Origin of the sequence: Oerskovia gallyi, assembly GCF_014836745.1 — a bacterium.
GTDB lineage: Bacteria > Actinomycetota > Actinomycetes > Actinomycetales > Cellulomonadaceae > Oerskovia > Oerskovia paurometabola.
In genome coordinates this window covers 121,622-146,218 of the sequence record NZ_JACSQE010000008.1, presented here as the reverse complement: position 1 = coordinate 146,218, position 24,597 = coordinate 121,622, and the positions used below count along the sequence as shown (strand labels likewise).

Annotated in this window: 20 protein-coding genes and 1 pseudogene; 11 read left to right on the top strand and 10 right to left on the bottom strand. The window is 73.4% G+C overall.

From position 1 onward, the window contains the following. Positions 1–4: 4 nt before the first annotated feature. Positions 5–1,717 (top strand): DUF5719 family protein, encoded by a 1,713-nt coding sequence (locus H9640_RS11580; RefSeq protein ID WP_191790850.1) that lies wholly within the window; start codon positions 5–7, stop codon positions 1,715–1,717. Between the two features lies 1 nt (position 1,718). On the opposite strand, the gene H9640_RS11575 is transcribed toward H9640_RS11580, so the two are convergent. After that, the gene (locus H9640_RS11575; RefSeq protein WP_318243754.1) at positions 1,719–2,270 is read right to left on the bottom strand and encodes a metallopeptidase family protein; all 552 of its coding nucleotides are present in this window, start codon (positions 2,268–2,270) and stop codon (positions 1,719–1,721) included. Between the two features lie 109 nt (positions 2,271–2,379). Here H9640_RS11575 and H9640_RS11570 point away from each other — a divergent pair, with 109 nt between their 5' ends. After that, positions 2,380–2,733 carry a DUF3499 domain-containing protein gene (locus tag H9640_RS11570; RefSeq protein ID WP_030150032.1) on the top strand — a complete coding sequence of 118 codons (354 nt, stop codon included), beginning with the start codon at positions 2,380–2,382 and terminating at the stop codon, positions 2,731–2,733. Positions 2,734–2,754: 21 nt separating this feature from the next. Here the strand turns inward: H9640_RS11570 and manA are convergent, their stop codons facing one another. After that, the gene (gene manA / locus H9640_RS11565; RefSeq protein WP_191790849.1) at positions 2,755–3,963 is read right to left on the bottom strand and encodes a mannose-6-phosphate isomerase, class I; all 1,209 of its coding nucleotides are present in this window, start codon (positions 3,961–3,963) and stop codon (positions 2,755–2,757) included. Positions 3,964–4,243: 280 nt separating this feature from the next. On the opposite strand from manA, the gene H9640_RS11560 reads away from it, so the two are divergent. From H9640_RS11560 to H9640_RS11550, 3 genes are all read left to right on the top strand, one after another. After that, the gene (locus H9640_RS11560; RefSeq protein ID WP_307824180.1) at positions 4,244–5,725 is read left to right on the top strand and encodes a phosphomannomutase/phosphoglucomutase; all 1,482 of its coding nucleotides are present in this window, start codon (positions 4,244–4,246) and stop codon (positions 5,723–5,725) included. Positions 5,726–5,735: 10 nt separating this feature from the next. After that, a complete protein-coding gene (locus H9640_RS11555; protein WP_191790847.1) occupies positions 5,736–5,954 on the top strand; it encodes a Trm112 family protein in 219 nt (72 codons plus the stop codon). Positions 5,955–6,126: 172 nt separating this feature from the next. Next, positions 6,127–7,071 (top strand): cation diffusion facilitator family transporter, encoded by a 945-nt coding sequence (locus H9640_RS11550; protein WP_191790846.1) that lies wholly within the window; start codon positions 6,127–6,129, stop codon positions 7,069–7,071. Between the two features lie 132 nt (positions 7,072–7,203). On the opposite strand, the gene H9640_RS11545 is transcribed toward H9640_RS11550, so the two are convergent. The 3 genes from H9640_RS11545 to H9640_RS11535 all read right to left on the bottom strand — a co-directional run bounded on the left by H9640_RS11545 (position 7,204) and on the right by H9640_RS11535 (position 10,542). Next, entirely contained in the window at positions 7,204–8,121 is a 918-nt protein-coding gene (locus H9640_RS11545) for a glycine betaine ABC transporter substrate-binding protein (RefSeq protein ID WP_191790845.1), read from the bottom strand. A 127-nt stretch (positions 8,122–8,248) separates the two neighbouring features. Continuing rightward, the gene (locus H9640_RS11540) at positions 8,249–9,124 is read right to left on the bottom strand and encodes an ABC transporter permease (protein WP_191790844.1); all 876 of its coding nucleotides are present in this window, start codon (positions 9,122–9,124) and stop codon (positions 8,249–8,251) included. Next, a complete protein-coding gene (locus H9640_RS11535; RefSeq protein ID WP_191790843.1) occupies positions 9,121–10,542 on the bottom strand; it encodes a quaternary amine ABC transporter ATP-binding protein in 1,422 nt (473 codons plus the stop codon). The genes H9640_RS11540 and H9640_RS11535 overlap by 4 nt, the downstream gene beginning before the upstream one ends. A 625-nt stretch (positions 10,543–11,167) precedes the next feature. On the opposite strand from H9640_RS11535, the gene ahcY reads away from it, so the two are divergent. The 5 genes from ahcY to H9640_RS11510 all read left to right on the top strand — a co-directional run bounded on the left by ahcY (position 11,168) and on the right by H9640_RS11510 (position 18,224). Next, positions 11,168–12,700: an adenosylhomocysteinase gene (gene ahcY, locus H9640_RS11530; protein ID WP_191790842.1), complete on the top strand. Its 1,533-nt coding sequence runs from the start codon at positions 11,168–11,170 to the stop codon at positions 12,698–12,700. 211 nt (positions 12,701–12,911) lie between these two features. Beyond that, entirely contained in the window at positions 12,912–14,345 is a 1,434-nt protein-coding gene (locus tag H9640_RS11525; RefSeq protein ID WP_191790841.1) for a hypothetical protein, read from the top strand. 128 nt (positions 14,346–14,473) lie between these two features. Continuing rightward, the gene (locus H9640_RS11520) at positions 14,474–15,949 is read left to right on the top strand and encodes a sensor histidine kinase (protein ID WP_318243753.1); all 1,476 of its coding nucleotides are present in this window, start codon (positions 14,474–14,476) and stop codon (positions 15,947–15,949) included. Between the two features lie 79 nt (positions 15,950–16,028). Continuing rightward, positions 16,029–16,688 carry a response regulator transcription factor gene (locus H9640_RS11515; RefSeq protein WP_191790839.1) on the top strand — a complete coding sequence of 220 codons (660 nt, stop codon included), beginning with the start codon at positions 16,029–16,031 and terminating at the stop codon, positions 16,686–16,688. Positions 16,689–16,835: 147 nt separating this feature from the next. Then, entirely contained in the window at positions 16,836–18,224 is a 1,389-nt protein-coding gene (locus H9640_RS11510) for an acyltransferase family protein (protein WP_191790838.1), read from the top strand. Here the strand turns inward: H9640_RS11510 and H9640_RS11505 are convergent. After that, positions 18,136–18,957 (bottom strand): RDD family protein, encoded by an 822-nt coding sequence (locus H9640_RS11505; protein WP_191790837.1) that lies wholly within the window; start codon positions 18,955–18,957, stop codon positions 18,136–18,138. The two genes, H9640_RS11510 and H9640_RS11505, sit on opposite strands and share 89 nt — an antisense overlap. A 118-nt stretch (positions 18,958–19,075) precedes the next feature. Between H9640_RS11505 and H9640_RS11500 the strand changes: the two genes are divergently transcribed. Next, entirely contained in the window at positions 19,076–20,065 is a 990-nt protein-coding gene (locus H9640_RS11500) for a stage II sporulation protein M (RefSeq protein ID WP_191790836.1), read from the top strand. A gap of 25 nt (positions 20,066–20,090) precedes the next feature. On the opposite strand, the gene H9640_RS11495 is transcribed toward H9640_RS11500, so the two are convergent. The 4 genes and pseudogenes from H9640_RS11495 to H9640_RS19160 all read right to left on the bottom strand — a co-directional run. Next, positions 20,091–21,272: a winged helix DNA-binding domain-containing protein gene (locus H9640_RS11495; protein WP_191790835.1), complete on the bottom strand. Its 1,182-nt coding sequence runs from the start codon at positions 21,270–21,272 to the stop codon at positions 20,091–20,093. Positions 21,273–21,547: 275 nt separating this feature from the next. Next, a complete protein-coding gene (locus tag H9640_RS11490) occupies positions 21,548–22,840 on the bottom strand; it encodes a DUF58 domain-containing protein (protein ID WP_191790834.1) in 1,293 nt (430 codons plus the stop codon). 24 nt (positions 22,841–22,864) lie between these two features. Then, entirely contained in the window at positions 22,865–23,944 is a 1,080-nt protein-coding gene (locus H9640_RS11485; RefSeq protein WP_191790912.1) for an AAA family ATPase, read from the bottom strand. Between the two features lie 83 nt (positions 23,945–24,027). Next, positions 24,028–24,597, bottom strand: a pseudogene (locus H9640_RS19160) (DUF4350 domain-containing protein); the annotation flags it as partial.

Below are 24,597 nucleotides of genomic sequence, written 5' to 3'. Positions count from 1 at the left end.
GCCCGTGACCACCAGATCTTCCAGACCTCGTCCCGTGCTCCGCCGGGTCGCGACGATCGGCACCGGCCTGCTGGCCGTCGCCCTCACGGGGGCCGTGGCCGCCGTCGGGCTGCCGGGGAACTTCGGGTCCGTCGCCGGGGCCGTGCCTGACGTCGAGCGGATCGAGGCGTCGACGCCCGAGCGGACGCTCGTGTGCCCCGCCCCCGTCCGCCTGGCGGACTCGACCCAGGTGGGTGACGCCCAGTTCGGCGCCGCGCCCGTCGAGACGACGACCGTGCTCCGCGCCGGGGTGGTCGGTGCGGGGGCGACGGGGGGGCCAGGCGAGACGCCCGTGACGCTCACGGGGCTCGAGGCGCTCGACTCGGCACCGCTCGAGCAGGACGACTCCGGGGCCACGGTGGTCTCGCTGGCCGACGTGTCCGAGGGGCAGGCTCTGCGGGTGGGTGCCGGGATGCCGGTGGACACCCGGGTCGCCGCCGCCGTGGCGTCGACGACGACCGCGGGCGACCTGCGCGGGCTCGCGGCCGCGAGCTGCGCGACCCCGGACATCGACCACTGGCTGGTCGGGGGGAGCACCGAGGTCGGCAGCAGTGCTCAGCTCGTGCTCCAGAACCCCGGCCGCACCCCCGCGACCGTGCGGATCGAGGTGTGGGGTCCTGGCGGTCCGGTCGTCCTGAGCGGTGGTGGCCAGTACCTGGTCCCGCCCGGCGGCGAGGTCATGACGCTGGTCGAGGCGGCCGCGCCCGAGCAGCGGCGGCTCGCGGTCCGCGTCGAGTCGACCGGCGGGACGGTCGCGGCCTACCTGCAGCACAGCACGCTGGCCGGCCTCGTGCCGCTGGGCGTCGACTACGTCGTCCCCGGGGCCGCGCCGTCACTCGGCACGGCCGTCTCCTTCACGAGCTCGGGCGAGGCCGTCGACGACGTGCTGGCGCCCCAGGTCAGGCTTCTCGCGCCGGGTGCCGAGGCGGGGACGGCGACGCTGACGGTCTACGGCGCCGACGGTCGGGTGCGGGTACGTGGTGGCGAGCAGGTCGAGCTCGCGCCGGGGGTCGTGACGGACCAGTCCCTGGGCGGTCTGCCCGCCGGGTCCTACACCGTCGTCGTGGACTCGACGGTGCCCGTCGTGGCGGGCGCGGTCGAGGCCCGGGCGGGCGACGCCGCCGAGGACTCGCCCTCGGGCGCGGCGCAGGTCGACCGTGCGTGGATCGCGTCGACCGCGGTCGCCGCAGCCGCCTCCGAGGAGGACGCCACGCCCGCCCGCCCCCACCGGACGCGCGACCGTGGCACCGTCACGCTCGTGCCCGGAACGTCGAGCGTGGTCCGCGTGGGTGCGGTCCCTCGGGAGCGTTCCGAGGACTCCGAGCCGACCGGTGCCTTCCGGGGCACGTTGCGCGCCTACGGGCCGGACGGCGTCCTGCTCGGGGAGAGGGCGCTCGAGGTGCCCGCGGGGTCGACCGTCACGTTCGGCGCCGTCGAGCTGGGTGGAGGTGTCGACCCCGCCGTCCTGACGCTCGATGCGCGCGAGGACGAGGCGGGTACCGACCAGGGTGGGTCGGACCCGGTCTGGTCGGTCCTGGCGACGGCTGGAGCCTCGCTCACCGGGGCGCCGGAGGGCGCGCCGGGCACCTTGGTGTCCGTGCTCCTGCCGGTCCCTGCGGCCGAGAGCCAGGGGAGCGTGGACGTCCGTGCCACGCGTACCGCGGGGCTGCCCGACTGACTCAGCGACCGCGCTGGTAGCGGGGGTCGATCTCCTCCGGCGTGCGCGCGAGCATGTGCGCGACCTGTTCGACGACGACGTCGCGCACCAGGTCGGCCAGGTCGTCGTCGTCGAACGCCCGGGACTCGACGGGGCGGCGGTAGACGACGATGCGGGCCGGCTGTCCCGCGTCGGCGGGAAAGTAGCGCCCGAGGGGGACCCCTGCGTCCTCCCAGGGGGCCGGGTCCGAGGGCGGCACGTCCTCGACCGCGAACTCGGTGCCGTGGAGCTGCCGCGACCATCCTCGCTCGATCAGGCCGATGGTCGCGATCACCTGCTCGTCGAACTTCTCTCCGCGGGTGCGGTTCGCCGGAGCCGAGGGCGGCAGGAGCGGTCCGCGGATTCCTCGACCTCGGCGGTCCCGGCGGCGTGGGTGCGGCCCGACGTCGTTGAGGTCCGGGCCGCGGGCGGGGATGCGCAGCGAGGCGACGAGCGGCGCCGGGGCGTCGGTCGACGTCTTCTCGGGGCGACGGCGCGAGCCGTGCGGGGCGGGGGAGGGCGAGTGACCGGGCACGCCTCCGAGCCTAGACGAACCGCGGTCCCGGCGCCCTGAGCACGACGTGCGAACCTGCCGCACGGCGTGTATGGCACCGCGACCACCGCTCAGGGCGTAGTGTCAGCGCGTGAGATCCGTCAGACAGTGTTCGCGCACCGCATGCACCCGTGCTTCGGTGGCGACCCTCACCTACGTCTACGCGGACTCGACCGCCGTGCTCGGGCCCCTGGCCCACCTGGCCGAGCCCCACAGCTACGACCTGTGCGCCGAGCACGCCGAGCGCCTGACCGCGCCCCGCGGCTGGGAGGTCGTGCGCCTCGCGCAGCACTTCGTCGAGACCGGCCCGAGCGCCGACGACCTCTCGGCGCTCGCCGAGGCCGTCCGGGAGGCCGGCCGTCCGCGCCCCGGCCCCGAGCCCGACGACGTCACCGAGGTCGGGCGGCGCGGTCACCTGCGGGTGCTGCGTGCCGAGGGTGACTGAGGCTCCCACGGGCGTTCGTCGTCAGGGGACGTAGGCGCAGACGATCTGGCCGTCTCCCCGGACCGTCGTCCTGCCCGAGACGTGGGGCACGAACACGGACTGCCCCTGCTCCAGCGTGAAGTCCTCGCCGCCGGTCGAGAGCGCCACGGCACCGTCGAGGCAGAGCACGATGCGCGGTCCCTCGGACGGGAGGGCGATGTCGTCGTCCACCGAGGACTCGGCCACCACGAGCGCGAACTCGGCGACGGGCGCGCGGTAGTGACGAACCTCGTGGTGCTCGCCGGACGCGGTGCACGTGGGGGCGACGGGCGGGCGGGCCGTGAAGGACGCGCACGCGAGGAGCGCTCCCGTGTCGACGAGCTTGGTGGTGAGTCCCGCGCGCAGCACGTTGTCCGAGCTCGCCATGATCTCGACCCCTGTGCCGGAGAGGTACGCGTGGATCTCCCCGGACGGGATGAAGAGCGCCTCTCCCGGCTCGAGCGTGAAGCGGTTGAGCATCAACGAGGCGAGGGCCCCGGGGTCGCCCGGGTGCTGCTTCGCGAGCATCGCCACGGTCGCGTCGGCGCGCGTCGACGGTGACGTCGCGACGCGCCCGCGGATGCCCTCGAGCGTGGTCTCGATGTCGGCGCCGACGTCGAGCGATCCTCGTGCGTCCAGCAGGCAGGAGAAGGCGCGCCGCATGCCCTCCGCCGTCGAGTCCTCCTCGAGGCTCGACCGCATGGTCGCGACCAGCCGGCCAGGGAGCCCTGCGAGCAGCCGCAGGATGGCTCGGGGCTGACGAAAGCCCGCAAGCCCGTCGAACTGGCTCAGCGCCACGATCATCTCGGGCTTGTGCTGGTCGTCGTGGAAGCTGCGGCGGGTGTCCCCGGGCGGCAGGCCGAGCACGTTCTCGCTGTTGTATCCCGCACGGGCGTCGTGCGGTCGCGGGTGGACCTGGATCGACAGGGCGCTCTCCGCGGACAGGACCTTCATCAGGTACGGGAGGCGGGGGCCGAACTCGTCGATCACCCGAGCGCCCAGCGTCCGCTCGGGAGCGGAGAGGATCGCCGTCTGCAGAGGCGTCAGGTCCTCACCGACGAGACGGGACGAGCCGCTGGGGTGGGCGCCGAGCCACAGCTCCGCGTGCGGCCGCCCGTCGGGCTGGTCGCCCAGCATCTCGGGGATGGCGGTGCGCGAGCCCCAGTCGTAGTGCTGGACGGTGTTCTGAAGGTGCCTCGGACGATCGATCATGTACTTCTGCGCTGCCGTTCGTTCTGGGGAGAGCCCCGGAGGGTGTGGTGCCCGCTGTCGGCGACGGCCGTGGTGAGAGGGCGTCGAGCCAGGATAGGGGGTCCGTCGCAGTATCTCCACGGGCCCGATGGTGTGTTGCCGAGGCCACGCCGTCAGGCGGCGCCGCGTGACGGCGTGGCCCCCCGACCGGAGTGCTCGGCCGAGCGGGCGGGTCCGGGCACTCCTCAGCAGGCGGTGCGTGGTTCGGTCGGTCGGTCGCCCGCACCGATACGCTGTCTCCGTGACGAGCATCGACCTGACCCAGCTGATCAAGGCCTACGACGTCCGCGGCACCGTCCCGGACCAGTTCAACCCGCAGGTTGCCCGAGCGATCGGCGCAGCCTTCGCACGCGTCGTCGTGCTCCCCGAGGTGAGCGGGGCCGAGGGATCGCCCGCCCGCCCGCGCGTCGCCGTCGGGCGGGACATGCGCGACAGCGGGCCCGAGCTGGTCGACGCGTTCGCCCAGGGGCTCGCGGAGGCCGGGGTGGACGTCGTCCGGATCGGTCTGTGCTCGACCGACGGCCTCTACTACGCCTCGGGCGCGCTGGACGTCCCCGGGGCGATGTTCACGGCCTCGCACAACCCCGCCGTCTACAACGGCATCAAGCTGTGCCGTGCCGGCGCGCGCCCCGTGGGGCAGGACTCGGGCCTGGTCGCGGTGCGCGAGCTGGCCCAGGAGTACCTCGACGGCGAGCTGCCCGCCCCCGTCGAGGACCGCGGCGAGATCACCGACCGGGACATGCTCGCGGACTACGCGGCATTCCTGCGCTCGCTCGTGGACCTGCGGGGCATCCGCCCGCTCAAGGTCGTCATCGACGCGGGCAACGGCATGGGCGGCCTGACGGCGCCGGCCGTCCTGGGGACCGCGGCAGGTCTCGAGGCGCTGCCGCTCGACGTCGTGCCCTTGTACTTCGAGCTCGACGGGACCTTCCCCAACCACGAGGCCAACCCGCTCGACCCGAAGAACCTCGTGGACCTGCAGGCCGCGGTCGTCGAGCACGACGCCGACCTGGGCCTGGCGTTCGACGGCGACGCCGACCGCTGCTTCGTGATCGACGAGCACGGCGACCCGGTCTCCCCGTCCGCGATCACGGCCCTCGTGGGGCTGCGCGAGGTCGAGCGTGAGAAGGCCGCGGGCCGTGTCCCGACGATCATCCACAACCTCATCACGTCGCGCGCCGTCCCGGACTTCATGACCGCAGCGGGCGCGGAGGTCGTCCGTACCCGCGTCGGCCACTCGTTCATCAAGGCGCAGATGGCCGACAACGACGCCGTGTTCGGCGGCGAGCACAGCGCCCACTACTACTTCCGCGACTTCTTCTTCGCGGACACGGGCATGCTCGCGGCCATGCACGTGCTCGCGGCCCTGGGCGGGCAGGAGCACCCGCTGTCCGCGCTCGGCGAGGTCTACGAGCCCTACACCGCGAGCGGCGAGATCAACTCCCAGGTCGACGACGTCCCTGCGGCGCGGGCCCGCGTGGTCCAGGCGTACGTGACCGAGGAGGGGGCCGGACCGGTCGAGGTCGACGAGCTCGACGGGCTCACGGTCTCCCACTGGGGATCGCACCCGCAGTGGTGGTTCAACCTGCGCGCGTCCAACACCGAGCCGCTCCTGCGGCTCAACGTCGAGGCGGCCGACGTGGACATCATGGAGAAGGTGCGGGACGACGTCCTGTCGCTCGTGCGCTCCGCCGAGAACCGCGCCACCGACACCGAGAGCTGAGGCCGAGCACATGAGCGACGACACGACATCGGGCACACCTGGGCCGGTCACCCTCGACCCGTGGGTCCGCGAGGCGCTGAGGTGCCCCGTGACCGGAGCCACCCTCGTGGACGGCACGGCCCCGGACGGCAGCCCCGAGCTCCGCTCGACGGACCCGGAGCGCCCGCTCGCCTACCCGGTGCGCGACGGCATCCCCGTCCTGCTCGAGGGCGACGCGCGGGCCCTCTAGCCCCCACAGCTGGTCCCCGGACGACGACCGCGAGCCCGGTACCCCCGACGGGTACCGGGCTCGCGGCGTGTCCCACGCTCCGCGTCCCTCCCCGGAGCGTGCGGTGCGATGCTGGACCGAGCACGCGTCACGGGCCGGACCAGGGCCGGCCGAGTCGAAGGAGAGCCACGCCATGTCAGCTCACGGAGGCAACCGGGCGGTGATCGCGGCCCTGCTCGCGAACATGGGCATCGCGGTCACCAAGTTCGTCGCCTGGGGACTCACGGGAGCGTCGTCGATGCTCGCCGAGGGCGTCCACTCGCTCGCCGACTCGGGGAACCAGGCGCTGCTGCTGCTCGGCGGCAAGAAGTCTCGGCGGGCCGCCGACGAGGAGCACCCGTTCGGCTACGGCCGCGAGCGCTACGTCTACGCGTTCATCGTCTCGATCGTGCTGTTCACGGTCGGTGGCCTGTTCGCGCTGTACGAGGCCTGGCACAAGTGGGAGGACCCGCACCCCATCACCGAGTGGCAGTGGGTGCCCATCGCGGTGCTGCTGGTCGCGATCGGCATGGAGGGGTTCTCGTTCCGCACCGCGATCCGCGAGTCGAACACCGTGCGCGGCGAGCAGTCCTGGCCCTCGTTCGTCCGCAACGCCAAGGCTCCCGAGCTCCCCGTGGTGCTGCTCGAGGACTTCGGTGCGTTGATCGGCCTGGTCCTGGCGCTCGGAGGGGTGGGACTGACCCTGGTCACGGACGACGGCCGGTACGACGCAGCGGGGACCGCGTGCATCGGCATCCTGCTGGTCCTCATCGCGATCGTGCTGGCCGTGGAGACCAAGTCGCTCCTGCTCGGGGAGGCCGCGAGCCGTGACGACGTCGCCGCGATCCGCAGCGCCCTGGTGGGCGAGGGCGTCGCGTCGGTCATCCACCTCAAGACGCTGCACCTCGGACCCGAGGAGCTGCTCGTCGCGGCCAAGATCGAGGTCACCGCGACCGCCGACGGGGCGTCGATCGCCCACGCGATCGTCGCCGCCGAGGAACGCGTCCGTGCGGCCGTCCCCATCGCGCGCGCCATCTACCTCGAGCCGGACCTGCGCCGGGCGGAGCCCGCAGCCTCGGGTGGAGCGACCCCGGGCTGAGGTGCGGACGCCAGGCGCCCGACGACGGAGGTGGGCGCCGTGCGCGGGCCCACCTCCGCCGTCGGGCCTGGGACGCACCACAGGCCGGCACCCGCACGGGATGCCGGCCTGTCGTGTTCGTCCCGAGGAGGCTCAGGCCTGCGCAGCGGCCTTGAGGTCGTCGACGAACGTCGGGTTGGCCTCGAGCCACTCGCGTACCGAGGCGTCGTTGTCGGTACCGTCGTTCTCGTTGAACATGATGTTCTCGAGCGAGAAGAGCTGCTCGTCGCTCAGCGTGAGCGCGGAGATCCAGGACGCGACGTCAGGGTGGTCCTCGGTGAAGCCGGTGCGGGCGACCGAGTGGATCTTCTCGGCCTCGCCCATGGCGCCGTCGGGGTCCTCGAGGTCCTTGACGGGGAACGCGTCGTAGGCCCAGTGGGGGCGCCACAGCGTGACGGCGACGTTCTCGCCCGCGTCGGTCTTGCTCTTGAGCTCGGCGAGCATGGCCGGGGTCGAGGAGATGACGAAGTCCATGTCGTCCAGGCCGTAGGTCGGGATGGCCTCGTCCTGCGTGATGCGGGTCAGGCCCGCACCGGACTCGATGCCGACGATGCGGTTGCCGAACAGGTCGGCGTTCGCCGCGAGCTCGGCGAGGCTGTCGACGGGGGCGTCCTCGTTGACCGCCACGGTCAGCTTGGCGTCGTCGTACCAGTAGCCGAGGTCCTCGAGGTCGTCGCCGTACTGCTCCTTGTAGTCGGCGTGCGTGAGGGGCAGCCACATGTCGAAGTTGACGTCGAAGTCGCCCCCGGCCATGCCCGTGTAGACGACACCGGGGTCGGCCGTCTCGGTGCGGACCGTGTACCCCTCGTCCTCGAGGATGGCCTTGAACAGGTGCGACACCGCGATGCCCTCGTCCCAGCCCGAGTGGATCGCGATCGTGATGTCCTTGTCGGCCCCTCCGGAGCCGGCGTCGGTGCCCGAGGCGCAGGCCGAGAGCCCGAGCCCGAGAGCGAGCGAGGAGGCGACGATCGCGGTGCGACGACGAGCCTGGTGGAGACGTGCGGGAGACATGGTGTCCTTCCTTCGGCGGACCGACCGCGGGTGCGGCGGGTCGAGCCTGGGTTGGTGGTGGTGCGCAGGAGTGCGGGTGCGCTGGACGGCGTGGGCCGGGCGGCAGGTGCCGTCCGGCCGCAGCGCCTCAGACCGCGGTGGCCGCGAGGGCCTTGGCGACGGGAGAACGGGTGCTGAGCGCCGAGGTCACGCGGTCGAGGAAGACCGCGAGGATCACCACGGACAGGCCGGCCTCGAAGCCGAGCGAGATGTTGATGCGCTGGAGGGCCGCGACGACGTCGCCTCCGAGCCCGCCTGCTCCGACCAGGCCGGCGAGCACGACCATCGAGAGCGAGAGCATGATGACCTGGTTGACGCCGGCCATGATGGTCGGCATGGCGAGCGGCAGCTGGATCTGGCGCAGGATGCGCCCGGGCGTGGAACCGAACGCGTGGCCGGCCTCGACGACCTCCGAGTCCACCTGGCGGATGCCCAGCTCGGTGAAGCGGACGCCAGGGGCGAGGGCGAACACCACGGTCGCGACGATGCCGGGGACCGCGCCCGTGAGGAAGATCATGACCATGGGGATGAGGTAGACGAAGCCTGGCATGGTCTGCATGAAGTCGAGCACGGGGCGCACGACGCGTGAGACCTTGTCGTTCCGGGCGGCCCAGATGCCCAGCGGGATGCCGATGGCGAGAGCGATCACGCTGGCGACGAGCACCAGGGCGAGGGTCGCCATCGCGTTGTCCCACTGGTCGACGCTCGCGATGACGACGAAGCCGACGAGGGTCGTGACGGCGAGCTTCCAGCCCTTGGCGAAGAACGCCAGGGCGGCCAGGACGAGCGCGACGACGACGAAGGGCGGGCCCTGGAGGACCAGCGCGAGCGCGTCGTAGCAGGACAGCAGGACGTCCTTGACGACCGCGAAGAACGGCTTGAACGAGGCGATGAGCCAGGCGACGAAGAGGTCGACCCAGTCACCGAGGGGCAGGCGGGGGACGAACGTGTCGGTGGTGCTCATGCGTCCGCTCCTTCCGTCGTGGCGGCGTCGTGCGGGGCGGTCACGCCCTCGGCTGCGCCGGTGGGCGGGTCGTCCGTGTCCTCGTCGGGGCCGACGGCGTCGGGGTCGTCGAGCGTGGGCGGCACCATGGCCTCGAGGAGGGTCACGCGCGGGATGACGCCGACCAGGCGGTTCTTGTCGTCCGTCACGGCGACGGGCAGGGGGGACTCGGCCGCGGGCGCGAAGAGCTCGGCGAGGGGGGTGTCGACGCTCACGGGAGCGACGCCGTCGTGCACGATCGACTCGATGCTCGTCGTGTGGTCACCGCTCGACTTGAGCAGGGCGACCGCGTGGTCGTCACGGACGACGCCGCGCAGGACGCGCTGCCGGTCGACGACGTAGGCCGCCGACACCTGCGCCTCGCGCATGGTGCGGCTCGCGACACGGGGGCCGCCACCGAGCGGCACGACGGCCGTGGGGCGGACCATGACCGAGGCGGCCGTCAGGACGCGCGTGCGGTCGACGTCGGCGACGAACTGCGCGACGTAGTCGTTCGCGGGGTCCGACAGGATCTCCTCGGCCGTGCCGATCTGGACCGTGCGGCCGTCGCGCATGACGGCGATGCGGTCGCCCAGGTGCATGGCCTCGTTGAGGTCGTGCGTGATGAAGATGATGGTCTTGCCCAGGGTCTGCTGGAGATCGAGGAGCTGCTCCTGCATCTCGCGGCGGATGAGCGGGTCGAGCGCGGAGAACGCCTCGTCCATGAGCAGCACGTCGGTGTCGGCGGCGAGTGCCCGGGCGAGTCCCACGCGCTGGCGCATGCCGCCGGAGAGCTGTGACGGCAGCGAGTCCTGCCAGCCGCCCAGGCCGACGAGGTCGAGGGCCTGCTGCGCCTTCTCGCGGCGCTCGGCCTTGCCCATGCCCTGGATCTCGAGCGGGTACGCCGCGTTGTCCAGGACCGTGCGGTGGGGCAGGAGCGCGAAGTGCTGGAAGACCATGCTCACGCGGCTGCGGCGCAGGGCGCGCAGCTCCTTGGCGTTCACGGTCGCGAGGTCGTCGTCGCCCAGCAGGACATGGCCCGCCGTGGGCTTCCACAGGCCGTTGAGCATGCGGATGAGCGTCGACTTGCCCGAGCCGGACAGGCCCATGACGACGAAGATCTCGCCCTGCTTGACGTCGAAGCTCGCGTCGATGACAGCGGCCGTGCCCAGGGGCTTGACGTCGGCGCGGCTCGCGCCGTCCTTCAGGCGGCGGACCGCCTCCTGCGGGCGGCGGCCGAAGACCTTGTAGACGCCCCGGACGCTCACGGCCACGGGCCGGTCGTCGGGCAGGGGGTCGGCGCCGTGGGCGCCGGGGAAGGGCTCGGTCTCGACCGGGATGAGGACGGGGGTGGTGCTCGTGGGTGGCTCGGTGCTCGTGCTGGTGCTGCTGGCGGTCATGCTGGCGGGTCTCGCCACCTTCCAGGTGTCGTGGCGGGTCCGGAACGCTCCGCGGAGGGCGCCAGGGTGACCTGGCAGCGACCTCCCGGTGCGCTCAGCGCCGCGAGGCGCGTCACGGTCCACCGGATCGAGGCCCGCCGCCGGGGGCCACCCGGGAGGGTGGCCGCCGCAAGTCGCGACGGGCGCTGACCTGTCGTGGGCCGGCGTGGTGCCGAGCCCGGACAGGTCGATCTGTCTCCAGCACCCTGCCCGATCCCAGGACGAATTGCTACCGAGTGGCCGGTGTGCATGGCGGTTTCGAGGGAGATGCTTGACCGTGCAATCGTTGAAAGCGCGCGGTTTTGACCATTCACGGGATCGTTATCGCTTCGTGATCTTGAAGTGGTCAGGGAGTTTTGCTATCGCGCGCGGGCGCGAACTGCCGGCGGGGACGAGGGCCCACGGCGACGCTCCCGCCTGCCGAGAGCGACGGCGCCGCCTGCCGAGGGTGATGCTCCGGTACGCCGACGGCGACGGCGAGCGACGCCGTCGGGCCCCTCGGCCTCCACGATGGGCACCCTCGGCGCTGCGAGAGTCACCCCCGGTAGTCTGGAACGACACCGTCAGAACCGTCGTTCGGAGCACCATGTCTTCTGCCACGCCCACCGCCCAGGCCTCCTTCGACGAGGTCCCCGGCCGTTACAAGGTCCGTGACCTGTCCCTCGCGGAAGCGGGACGCCACCAGATCCGCCTCGCCGAGCACGAGATGCCCGGACTCATGGCGCTGCGTGCCGAGTTCGGCGCGTCGCAGCCGCTCGCGGGCGCGCGCATCGCCGGCTCGCTCCACATGACCGTCCAGACGGCCGTCCTCATCGAGACGCTCGTCGCGCTCGGTGCGCAGGTGCGCTGGGCGAGCTGCAACATCTTCTCGACGCAGGACGAGGCCGCCGCGGCGATCGTCGTCGGCCCCCACGGCACGCCCGAGGACCCGCAGGGCGTCCCGGTGTTCGCCTGGAAGGGCGAGAGCCTCGAGGAGTACTGGGACTGCACCGAGCAGATCCTGCTGTGGCCGGGGAGCAACGGCGCCGAGGGCGCGAACCTCATCCTCGACGACGGCGGCGACGCGACGATGCTCGTCCACCTGGGGCTGCAGTACGAGCGCCTCGGCACGGTCCCCCCGGACACGCTCCCGGGCGAGCCCGACCACACGCACGAGATGAACGTCGTGCGCTCGGTCCTGCGTCGGGCGCTCGCGGCCGACCCGCTGCGCTGGACGGGCATCGCGGAGCAGCTGCTCGGCGTGACCGAGGAGACGACCACGGGCGTGCACCGCCTGTACCAGCTCGCCGAGTCGGGCGAGCTGCTCTTCCCGGCCATCAACGTCAACGACTCGGTCACCAAGTCGAAGTTCGACAACAAGTACGGCATCCGCCACTCGCTGCCCGACGGCATCAACCGTGCGACGGACGTCCTCATGGGCGGCAAGGTCGCGTTCGTCGCCGGCTACGGCGACGTGGGCAAGGGGGCGGCCGAGGCGTTCCGCGGCCAGGGCGCACGCGTCATCGTCTCGGAGGTGGACCCGATCTGCGCGCTGCAGGCCGCGATGGACGGCTACCAGGTCGCGCGCATCGAGGACGTCCTGGGCGAGGCCGACTTCTTCATCACGACCACGGGCAACAAGGACGTGGTCACGGCCGAGCACATGGCCGCGATGAAGAACAAGGCGATCGTGGGCAACATCGGCCACTTCGACAACGAGATCGACATGGCGGGGCTCGCGCAGATCCCGGGCGTCACGCGCACCGAGATCAAGCCGCAGGTCCACGAGTGGACGTTCCCCGCGGGCGACGGCGAGGAGGCGCGCTCGATCATCGTCCTGTCCGAGGGGCGCCTGCTGAACCTGGGCAACGCGACGGGCCACCCGTCGTTCGTCATGAGCAACTCGTTCTCGAACCAGGTCATCGGCCAGATCGAGCTCTTCGAGGATGCCCAGCGCCCGGAGGACGAGCGCACGTACGAGCGTCAGGTCTACCGCCTGCCCAAGGTCCTCGACGAGAAGGTCGCGCGCCTGCACCTCGACGCGCTGGGCGTTCGCCTGACCGAGCTCTCGAAGAACCAGGCGGACTACCTCGGCATCCCGGTCGAGGGGCCGTACAAGCCGGAGCACTACCGCTACTGAGCGGACGCGTGAGCCCCTGAGCAAGGGGTCCGACGGGGCAGGGCCGGGTTCCGGGAGGAGCCCGGCCTCTCGCGTGCGGTCACCCGGGGTCGTCGGCCCGTCGTGCGCGGCGGGCGGGTGCGTCACCGCCGGCGGTCCGGCCCGTCACCCTGAGCGCTTCCGGCACTCCTGCGCAAGGATGGTCCCAGCAGCGCGCTGACAGGAGAAGACGATGGCGACGATCCCGAGCGAGCCCACGATCAGCGAGTCCGAACGAGCGGAGCTCGAGGCGCTGCGTGCGGAGGTCCAGAGCCTGCGCGCCGAGCGTGCCGCACCGCCCGCCGGGGCGGTCGTCGCCGCACCGGCACACCACGGCGGGTGGCTCCGCTGGACGGCCGTCGCGGTGCTCCTGGTCCTCGCGGGCGTCCTGATGCTCGGCTCGGTCCTCGCGCGGTACGTGCGTGCCGAGATCCTCGACACCGACAAGTACGTCGCGACCGTCACGCCGCTGGGGTCCGACCCGGCGATCCAGGCGGAGATCAGCACCCAGGTCTCCGACGCGATCCTCGAACGGATCGACCTCGAGACCGTCACCGCGCAGGCCCTCGCGACGCTCACGCAGAACGTCGAGCAGGTCCCTGCCCAGGTGCAGGCCCTGGCCCCGCTCCTCGCGAGCCAGGGCGAGTCGTTCGTGCGCTCGACCGTCGACCGCATGGTCACGTCGCCGACGTTCGAGGAGCTGTGGATCGTCGCGAACCGCCAGGCGCACAAGAACCTGGTCGCCGTCCTCACGGGGGAGGGGGACACCGCGATCACCGCCGACGCGAACGGGCAGGTCACGCTCTCGCTCGGTCCCATGATCGACGAGGTCAGCAAGCGGCTCTCCGCTCGAGGATTCACGTTCGTCGAGAGCCTGCCCTCGATCGACCCGCAGTTCGTGCTGTTCACGTCGCAGGACGTGGTCAAGGCCCAGCGGGCCGTGGCGTTCCTCAACACGGCCGCGAACGTCCTGCCGTGGCTCTCGCTGCTGGTCGCGGCCGGTGCGGTGTGGGCGGCCCCGCGCGGGCGGCGTCGCCGGGCCGTGGTCCTCGCGGGCGTCGCGTACGTCGTCGCCATGGCGATCCTCGCGGTCGGGATCACGGTAGGCCGCTCGCTGTACCTGAGCGCGGTGCCGTCGGACGTCCTGTCACCCTCGGCCGCGACGGCCCTGATCGACGCCGTCCTGGTCCCGTTGCGCACGTCGCTGCGGGCCGTGTTCGCGTTCGGCGTGGTCGTCGTGCTCGCCGCCTACCTCACGGGCCCCAGCCGGTCTGCGGTCGCGGTGCGGGGCGGGTTCAACTGGCTGGTCCGCGCCGCCAGCCGTGGCCACGCGGGCGACAGCGGGCGCGCTCCGCACCCGTTCGAGATCTGGGTCGCGAGGTTGCGCTGGCCGCTGATCGCGCTCGTCCTGGCGGGGGCGCTGGCCGTCCTGGTGTTCTCGCGCTACCCGAGCGGGACCACGATCCTGGTCATCGCGCTGGTCGCGGCCGTCCTGGTGATCGCGATCCAGGTGGTGTCCGCGCCCGCGCGCGGCGCGGCGACGGTGAGCGGGCCGGGGGAGCCGGGCAGCGCCGTCGGGCAGCAGGGGGCCGCCGAGGAGGAGGCCGGGACCCCCGTCGCGCGCTGAGCACGCCACGAGACGGGGGACATCCCCCCTGCACGACGGCGGAGCGCACCCTGGGCGTGCGGGCGCCGGTCGGGAAGACTGGTGGTACCGCTCGAACCAGACCCAGGAGTCCTGCCACCATGTCTGCTGTGACATCCCCCCAGCCGCCGCTCGGCGACGCCGCACCCGACGGCGTGCCCTCGCCCGGGTACGCGCCGTCCGCCGAGCCGGTCGTGTCCGTCGAGACCCCGTCGGCCGCGCCCACCGGCGACCTGTCCCACCTCGGGCACGTCCCCGGCGGGCTCGACCCCCGCTACGTGGACCTGCGCGAGCCGGTCGGCTTCCTGGCGGCGCCGTTCTCGCGCCAGACCTGGCGCGAGTTCGGCTACCTGTGGCTGTCGCTGCTCGTCGCGCCCTTCGCGTTCACGTACGTGATGTTCACCGTGAGCTTCACCGCGGGGATCCTCGTGACGGTCGTGGGCCTCGTGGTCTCGGGCGCCCTGGTCCTCGGGGCGCGCGGCTGGGGCGGCATGTACCGCTCGATGGCGCGGTCGATGCTGTCGGTGGACGTGCTGGCCCCCGCACCGCACACGCAGCGCCGCGGGTTCTGGCGCATGCTCTGGTCGAACCTCTCGGACGGCCCCGGGTGGCGGGCCATGACGTTCATGTTCGTGAGCTTCTTCCTGGCGCTCGTCGCCTTCGTCACGTCGGTGACCTTCTTCTTCGTCTCGCTGGGTGCCGCGACGCACTGGTTCTGGTCACAGTTCCTGCCCGCGCAGATGGCTGCCGACGGCTCGTGGCACCGCGGCGCGCAGATGGGGCCCGACTGGTACGTCGACACCCCGCTGCGCCAGTCGGCGCTCGCGGCCGTGGGCGTCGCGCTGTGGTGGCTGTGGCCGCAGATCGTGCGCGGGTTCGCCCAGCTCTTCCGTCTCCTGACGGTCAACCTGCTGGGCCCCACCCGGGCGAGCCTGCGCGTGGCCGACCTCGAGAAGTCCCGTGGCAAGACCGTCGAGGATGCGGACGCCAAGCTGCGCCGCATCGAGCGGGACCTGCACGACGGCACCCAGGCTCGGCTCGTCGCGGTCGCGATGCAGCTCGGTGAGGCCAAGGAGCAGCTCGCCGCGGGCGGTGACGCGTCCGAGGCGCTCGAGCTCGTCGACAACGCGCACGCGTCGACCAAGGAGGCGCTCGTCGAGCTGCGCGAGCTGGCCCGGGGCATCCACCCGCCCGCGCTCGACAACGGCCTCGCGGTCGCTCTCGAGACGCTCGCGGCCCGGTCCCCGCTGCCCGTGACGGTCGACGTGGACCCGGGCATCGCGCCGTCGCCGGCCGTCGAGACCATCGCGTACTTCTGCGTCGCCGAGCTCGTGACGAACGCCGCCAAGCACGCGCGCGCCACGGGCGTGTACGTGCTCGTCGAGGAGCTGGGGTCGCGGCTGCGCCTGCGCGTGCGCGACGACGGGCAGGGCGGCGCGCGCATCTCGACACCCGACGCGCGCGGCCACCGGTCGGGGCTCGCGGGCCTCGAGGAGCGGGTTCGTTCGGTCGACGGCACGTTGGACCTCGTGAGCCCGGTCGGTGGGCCTACCGTGGTCACGGTCGTCCTGCCGAGCAGGGTGTAGCCGGCCCCACCCGCGGAGCGGCCCGGACGCCTCGACCGAGGCGCCCGGGCCGACCCATCGACACAGAAGAGGTACCACCGTGCGGCTCGTGATCGCCGAGGACTCCGTCATCCTGCGCGACGGGCTCGTCGCCCTGCTCACCCGTCGAGGCCACGAGGTCGTCGCGGCCGTGGGCGACGGCGACGCGCTCGTCGCGGAGGTGGCCCGCCTCGCCGCCCTCGGCGACCTGCCCGACGTCGTCATCATCGACATCCGCATGCCCCCGTCGTTCACGGACGAGGGCCTGCGTGCTGCGCTCGCGCTGCGCGCGGCGTCGCCGGGGCTGGGGGTCCTGCTGTTCTCGCAGTACGTCGAGACGCGGTTCGTGAGCGAGCTGCTCACGGGCGGCGCCGAGGGCGTGGGCTACCTCCTCAAGGACCGGGTCGCGGACGTGAGCGAGTTCCTCGACGCCCTGACGCGCATCGCCGCGGGGCAGACGGTGCTCGACCCCGAGGTCGTGAGCCAGCTCATGGGAGCCTCACGCTCGGACGACGGCCTGGCGCGCCTCACGCCGCGCGAGCGCGAGGTGCTCGAGCTCATGGCGCAGGGCCGCTCGAACACCGCGATCGCGGAGAACCTGTTCCTGTCCTACGGGGCCGTGGAGAAGAACGTCACGGCGATCTTCGGCAAGCTCGGCCTGCCGCAGGACGCGGGGGACCACCGCCGGGTGCTCGCGGTGCTCAGGTACCTGCGGGACTGAGCGAGTCGCGGTGGTGCCTGCGGGGGACATCCCCCGCGCGGGTGACCGGACCGCCGCCGGGGCCTCGGGGGAGTCTCCCATTCCGGGACGTACCGGGATTTTCGAGACTGGTGGGGAACCACTTCCCTTCGTCCCGAGGAGCATCCCGTGGCCGTCGTCGACGTCCCTCGTCTTCCCGCTCGCCCCACCCGGGCGCCCCGTCCGTCGCGGCCCGCGGGCCCGCCCTCCGTCGTCGCGGCCTCCGCGGCCCGGCGCCGGGAGCCCGCGCCGCGCCGTCGGGAAGGCGCCGGCGCTCCCGCGCGTCGAGACGTGTTCGTCGACGCCGTGCGCGCGCTCGCGACCCTCGCGGTCCTGAGCGTCCACTGGCTCATGCCCGAGGTCACGTGGGACGGCGCACGCCTCGGGATCGGCAACGCCCTGTCGCACGGCGGCGCGTGGACCCTCACGTGGGTCCTGCAGGTCCTGCCCCTGCTGTTCTTCGCGGCCGGGGCGTCGGCCGCGTACCAGCTCTGGCGCCCGGGCCCCGCCGCACCGGGCCTCGCCGCACCGGGCCTCGTGGCGGCGGGGTGGGACGTCGTGCGGCGCCGGATGCCGCGCATCTGGAAGCCGGTCGCGGCGTTCGTCGGTGCGTGGGCCGTGGCGGCCGTCGTGCTCGTCGTCGCAGGGGTGCCGGAGACGGCCGTGCTGCAGGTCGCCCGGATCGCGCCGCAGCTCCTGTGGTTCCTCGGGGTGTACCTGCTGCTGCTCGCCGTCACCCCGGCCCTGCTTCGGGCCTACCGGGCGTGGGGCTGGCGCACGGTCGCCGTCGTCGTCGCCGCACCCTTCGTCGTCGACGTGCTGCGCTTCGCGGCGGGCGTCGAGCAGGTGGCCGTCGCGAACGTGCTGCTCGGCTGGGCCGTGCCCTACGTCCTGGGGATCGTCTACGTCGACCTCGTGCGGCGTGACGCGCTGCCCTCCCGCCGCACGCTCGCCGTCGTGGCCGCGGGCGCCCTCGCGGCCATGGCGGGCCTCGTCGTCGCCGGTCCCTACCCGCTGAGCCTCATCGGGATGCCGGGGGACGCGATCTCCAACCTCGGGCCGCCGACCGCGCTCGCCGTGACCCACGCGGTCCTCCAGGTGAGCGTGGCGCTCGCGGTGCGCGACGTCGTCGTGCGCTGGGCGCAGGGGCGCGGCGCGGTCCTCGTGGCGTGGGTCGCGGGGCGGTCCATGACGCTGTACCTGTGGCACCTGACCGCGATGTTCGTCGTGCTCGGCGTGGTCCTGCTGGGGCTCGGCACGCCCCTGCCCGCGTCGTGGAGCGCCGACTGGTGGGCGAGCCGGCCCCTGTGGTTCGGTGCGGCCGCGCTCGTGCTCGGCGCGCTCGTGCTGGCCTTCGGGCGGTTCGAGGCGGGGGCTCCTGGCCGGGCGGGCGGGTCGCCGCGCAGGGCGGGAGCGCGGAACGTGCCCGTCAGGTCCGGGGGTCGGGCACCGAGTACGGCAGGCGGTGGAGCATCTCGCCCTGCTCCTGAGCGAGCACCCGTCCCCGCTGGGCGCTGACCCAGTCCCGGCTGCGCCGCTCGGCGAGGACAGCGCACAGGAAGTCCTCGGCGGGGGTCCCGGGCGGCGGGCCGGGGGCCACGTACTGCTCGATCCGCCCGGCGAGCTCCTGGCCGATCCGCACGCGCGAGGCGGGGTTGAGCTGGGTGGCGCGGCCCAGGAACTGGCGGACCGCGAGGGCCAGCCCGTCCGGGAGCCGGCGCATGTCGGCGTGCGCGGCCCAGCCGGCGAGGTAGGGCGGCATCGCGATGGCGGCGTACGTCGGCTTCCCGCCGCGCACGCGGATCGCGTAGGTACCGGCCAGCATGTCGCCGACCCGCTTGCCCTTGTCGTTCGACAGCGACGCGACGATGGCGACCGAGCCGAACGTCATCCACAGCTCGCCCACGCCCACGAGCGCACGGATGAAGGCGTGCCGGAAACGGACCGGGCCGCCGTCGTCGCGCACGACGCGGATGCCCGTCGCGAGCTTGCCCAGCGACCGGCCGCGCGAGAGGGTCTCGACCGTCGTGGGGATGCCGACCATGATCAGGACCACGAGGACGATCCACACCGCCGGGGCGAAGTCGATGCTGACCGCGTTGAGCGCGGCCCCCGCCACGGCGAACAGGACGACCAGGATCACGATCCCGAGCGCGACCAGGTCGATCACGGCTCCCAGGGCGCGCGTCACGAACGACGCGGGCCGCGCGTCGAGGACCACTCCCTCGCCGGTCAGGATGCCGTCTCGCACGCGTGCTCCTCCAGGGTCGTCGACACAGGTCGCGGGGTCGTCGCCGCGCCCGGAGGGGTGACCGGGACGCGACGAGGGGTCCGGCCCACTGTAGGGCAAGGTGTGGCAGGGTAGCCGCGTGGACCTCGATGCCTTCAACGCCGTGCACAGCGACGAGTGGTCGCGGCTCGCCGAGCTGACCAAGAAGCGCTCGCTCGACGGCGCCGAGGCGGACGAGCTCGTCCGCCTCTACCAGTCGGTCGCGACGCACCTGTCGACGATCCGCTCGTCGGCACCCGACCCGGTCCTCGTCACGCGGCTCTCCGACCTTCTGGCACGCGCGAGGGGCCGTATCGCGGGCGCGCACGAGCCCGCGTGGCGCGACGTGACGCGCCTGGCCACCGTCTCGGTGCCTGCCGCGCTCTACCGGATCCGCTGGTGGACCGTGACGGTCATGACCCTGTTCCTGCTCGTCGCCGTGGTCTCGGGCTGGTGGGTCGCCACCAACCCCGACGCGCTCGCCTCGATGGGCACGCCCAGCCAGCGCGAGGCCTACGTCGACGAGGCGTTCGCGAGCTACTACGACCCCGGGGTGGACTTCGCCGCCGTGGTCTGGACCAACAACGCGTGGCTCGCCGCGCTGTGCGTCGCGTTCGGGATCACGGGGGTCTTCACGGCGTACCTGCTGTTCTCGAACGCCGTGGCGGTCGGCTCGACGGGCGGCATGATGGCGTCCTACGGCGAGCTCGACACCTTCCTCACGCTCATCGCCCCGCACGGCCTGCTCGAGCTCACCGCGATCTTCGTGGCCGGGGCAGCAGGGCTGCGTCTGTTCTGGACCATGGTCGACCCGGGGCCCCGCCCTCGCCTGCGCGCCCTCGCGGAAGAGGGGCGCTCGCTCTTCACGGTCGTGATCGGGCTCGTGGTGGTGCTGGCCGTCTCGGGGCTGATCGAGGGGTTCGTCACCGGGTCGGGCATGGCGTGGTGGCTCAAGATCGTCATCGGGGCGATCGCGCTCGGGGCGTTCTGGGCGTACACGATCGTGCTCGGGCGCCGGGCCGTGCTGGCGGGGGAGACGGGCGACCTCTCGGCCGACCTCGCGGGGGACGTCGCACCGGTCGCGGCCTGAGCCGTCCGGGTCCGCCGAGGCCGCGCTACGTGCCCGCGACGGTGACGACGTGCTCGGACGCCTCGGGTGCGACGAACCGCAGCAGCTCACCGCCGCGTGCGTCGAGCGCGGCCCGCTGCGCGCGCGTGAACGTGTGCCCGAGCGGGACGACGTCGAGGTGCGCGACGGCGTCGGGCGTCGTGGCCGAGCGCGTCCCGGTGCGGCGCACCTTCCACGTCGCGGCCACGTAGCCGTCCACGAGGACCGTCCCGGGCACCTGACCGTTGACGGTCGTGATGGCCTTGCGGCGGACGTCGTCGACGACGCGCGCGCGGTCCGCGTGACCCAGCACCAGGTTGTCGAACTCGGCCACGAGCACCAGGGGAGCGGGGGCCTGCGCACCGGGGCGCGGGGCGTCGGGCAGGTCGAGGTGCTCCTTCCCGTCGGGCCCGGTGAAGGTCACGAGCTCGGGCCGCAGCCGCCCGACGGCGTCGCGCAGGCCCGTCAGCCCGGCCCACCGCTGGGCGTCCATGACGGTCGCGGGGCCGAACGCCGCGAGATAGCGGCGGACGAGGCGCACGAGCGCAGCGGCGCGTTCGTCGGGGTCGAGGAGCGTGCGGCTCGGCCGTCCGAACCAGGCGTCGGCCGTGGTCCAGGTCGTCGTCGTGCCAGGGCCGTTCGCGCCCCACAGCCCGCGGGGCGTGACCTGGACGAGGGGGAGGAAGCAGCGGGCCGTGTAGGCCAGGTGCTGAGGGTGGACGTCGGGCCAGCGCTCGCCGAGCAGTCGCCCCAGGTCGCCCGAGGTCAGGGGGGACCCGGTCAGGAGGTCCCGCGCGGCCGAGGCGACGTCGTCGAGGTTCGTGCCCACGAGCGCCTTGGCGTGCGCGCTGCCCGTGCGCACCCCGGACTCGAGCAGAGGGCGCAGGGCACCGGGGAGCTCGAGGGCGTCGTCGGCGGTGACGAGGTGGACCGTGCCGCGCATGACCGCGATGCGGGTCACCGACCGGTCCAGGAACCTGTCCGCGAGGTCGTCGGTCCGGAAGCCGTCGAGGCGTGACCACAACCCCGGGTAGGGGCTCGTCGGAGCCTGCGACTGGAGTCCCACGAGGTGGTCCACCTCGACGACGGGGGCCCACGGCGCGGGGGCGAGCAGGTGCTGACGGGCCAGGAGCGCCCGGTTGAGGTCGTCGAGGCTGAGGGTCGGCCCGTGGCGGCCGTCGGCGGTCATGGGACCATCCTGCCGCGCGGCGCCCCTTCAGCGCGGCGTCGCGGGCCGGTCGGGTCAGAAGATCAGGAAGCCGAGCGCCGGGATGACGAAGGTCGCGGACAGCGCGAAGATCACGATGATCGCGACCCGTCGGTTGCGGGCTTCACGGTCGCGCGGGGTGGCCGGTCGGGTCACGGTGGTGCTCCTCGGGAGATGGGGGTTTCCACCTCCAGCCTAGGCGGTGGGGTGGGAGCATCTCGACGGGCCGTGTGACGGTGCGGTGAGGGCGCCCGGCGTCAGAGGCGTCCGGCCGCTTTGAGCGCGAGGTAGGTGTCCGCGAGCCGGGGCGCGAGCTCCTCGGGCAGCCCTTCGACGACCTCGACGCCCTTGCGGGACAGCACGGTGCGGACCGCGGTGCGCTCGAGCTCGACGCGCGCCGCGGCGGCGGCGTCGTAGACCTCGGCGCTCGAGTCCCGTGCCGCACGCAGGGCCGCGACCTCGGGGTCCGCGACCGAGGCGACGACCACCTGGTGCGTGGACGTCAGCTGCCCGACCACGGGGAGCAGGCCGGTCTCGACCGCGGCCGGGTCGAGGGTCGTGAGCAGCACGACGAGCGCGCGCTGCGAGAGCCGCTGGTGGACCGAACCCACGAGCCCTGGCCAGTCGGTCTCGAGCAGCGCGGGCTGGACCGGCGCGAGCGCGTCCGCGAGCGCGGGCATGAGCCGGGGGCCGGCCGCCCCCGCGACCCTGGCACGCACGCCGCGGTCGTACGCGAACAGCTCGACGCGGTCGCCCGCGCGTCCCGCGAGGGCCGAGAGCAGCAGGGCCGCCTCGATGCTCGCGTCGAGCCGCGGCTCGTCACCGATGCGCGCGGCGGACGTCCGGGACGTGTCGAGCACGATCAGGACGCGGCGGTCGCGCTCGGGGCGCCAGGTCCGCACGACCATGTCCGCGCGGCGGGCCGAGGCCCGCCAGTCGATCGAGCGGACGTCGTCGCCGATCACGTACTCGCGCAGCGAGTCGAACTCCGTCCCCTCGCCCCGCACCTGGACGGCCGAGCGGCCGTCCATCTCGCGCAGCCGCGCGAGCCTGCTCGGCAGGTGGCGGCGCGAGGCGAACTCGGGGAGCACTCGCAGCCGTCCGGGGACGTCGAGCGAGCCCGGGCGGGCCGCGCGCCCGCGCGGGCCCGCCGAGCGGATCCTGACCGCGCCCGCGGCGCGGTCACCGCGCCGCGTCGGGACGAGCGTGGTCACCAGGCGTGCCGACTCCCCGGCGGGCAGGTCCACGGCGTGACGGTTGCGCTGGGCGCCCGCGGAAGGAGCCCACGCGTCGCGCACCACGGCCCGCAGGCGCCGTCCGCTCAGGTTCGTCACGACGAGCTGCGACGTCGTGCGCCCCGTGAGGCGCACCGATCCGGGCACGCGCCGTTCGACCGCTACCTGGCGCGGCGAGGCCGCGAGCATCACGTCGAGCGCGCACAGCGCCACCACGACGAGCGCCCAGAGCAGCACGGTGCCGTACGAGGGCACCACGAGGACGGCGACCACGCCCAGGGCCGCCAGCGCGACCGCGCGCCACGTCAGAGCCATGTCATCCCTTCAGGCTGCCGGCGCTCAGCGCGGTACCGGCACGGAGGCCAGCACCGTGTCGAGCACGCTCTCGGCGGTCACGCCCTCGAGCTCGGCCTCGGGCCGGAGCTGGACGCGGTGGCGCAGCGTCGGGTGGGCCAGGGCCTTGACGTCGTCGGGCGTGACGTACCCACGACCCGACAGCCACGCCCACGCGCGCGAGGTCGCGAGGAGCGCCGTGGCACCACGGGGCGAGACACCGAGCGACAGCGAGGGCGAGTGGCGGGTGGCGCGGCACAGGTCCACGGCGTAGCCGAGGACCTCGCGCGAGACCTGGACCTGGGCGACCTCGGCGCGCGCGCGGTCCAGGACCTCGCGGCCCGCGACGGGGCGCACGCCCGCGGCGGCGAGGTCACGCGGGTTGAAGCCCGCGGCGTGCCGCGCGAGGACCTCGATCTCCTGGTCGCGCTCGGGCAGCGGCAGGACGAGCTTGAGCAGGAAGCGGTCGAGCTGGGCCTCGGGCAGCGGGTAGGTGCCCTCGTACTCGACGGGGTTCTGCGTCGCGATGACGAGGAACGGGTCCGGCAGCATCCGCGGCGTCCCGTCGACCGAGACCTGGCGCTCCTCCATGGCCTCGAGCAGCGAGGCCTGGGTCTTGGGGGGCGTGCGGTTGATCTCGTCGGCGAGCAGCAGGTTCGTGAAGACGGGGCCCTCGCGGAACGAGAACTCGGCCGTGCGTGCGTCGTACACGAGCGAGCCCGTGACGTCGCCCGGCATGAGGTCCGGCGTGAACTGGACGCGCTTGGTGTCCAGGTCGAGCGAGGCCGCGAGCGTGCGCACGAGCAGCGTCTTGGCGACACCGGGCACGCCCTCGAGCAGCACGTGGCCCTTGCAGAGCATCGCGATGAGCAGGCTCGTCACAGCGGCGTCCTGGCCCACGACGGCCTTGCCGACCTCCGTCCGCACGGCCGCGAGGGCCGCGCGGAGCTCGTGCGAGGGACCCGACGGCGCAGCCTGGGTGGGTGCGTCGGCGACGGCGTGCGCGACGGGGGCGCCGTAGGCGGGCGGCTGCGCCGGGGGCTCGGCCTGGCCGTGGGGGTGGGCGGAGGACGGCGCCGTCTGCACGGGCTGCTCCGGCTGTGCAGGCTGCGGCGGCGCGTAGCGGTCCGCGGGCTGCTGATAGGGGTTCGACCCCTCGGGGTGGTGCGTCACGGGTGGAAGACCTCGCTCTCCAACTGGTCAAGGTGACGCGCGAGCTCGAGCAGCGCTGCGTCGTCGGCGGGTGGTGGGCCGTACAAGAGGTGCGCGACCTGCTCGGCCGGGCGGTGCGTGGCGCGGACGATCGCGTCGATCAGCACGGGCGCGGCTGCCGACCGCGGCAGGCCCAGCCGCGAGGCCATGCGGTCGGCGCCGTGGGCGCGCAGGCCGGCCGCGGCGTGCCCGCGGGAGCGGGACCGGCGGTACAGGCGGCCGCGGCCACGCGTCGTCTCGGACGCGCGGACGACGACCGGGAGGTCCTCGGTCACGAGCGGTCCGAGGCGGCGGCCGCGCCAGAGGGCCGCGAACAGGGCGACGACCAGGAGCTGGACGAGCACGATCGTGACCCAGGGAGGCAGGGCAGCCGCCCCGACCGAGGAGTCGCCGGTCGACGAGGTGTCCAGCAGGTCGGGCACGAACCACGTCAGGGTCTCGTGGCGACCGAGCGCACGCAGGGCGAGGGCGGCGTTGCCGTCCTGGTCGACGCGGGCGTTCGTGAGCAGCGGGGGGGGGGGGGGGGG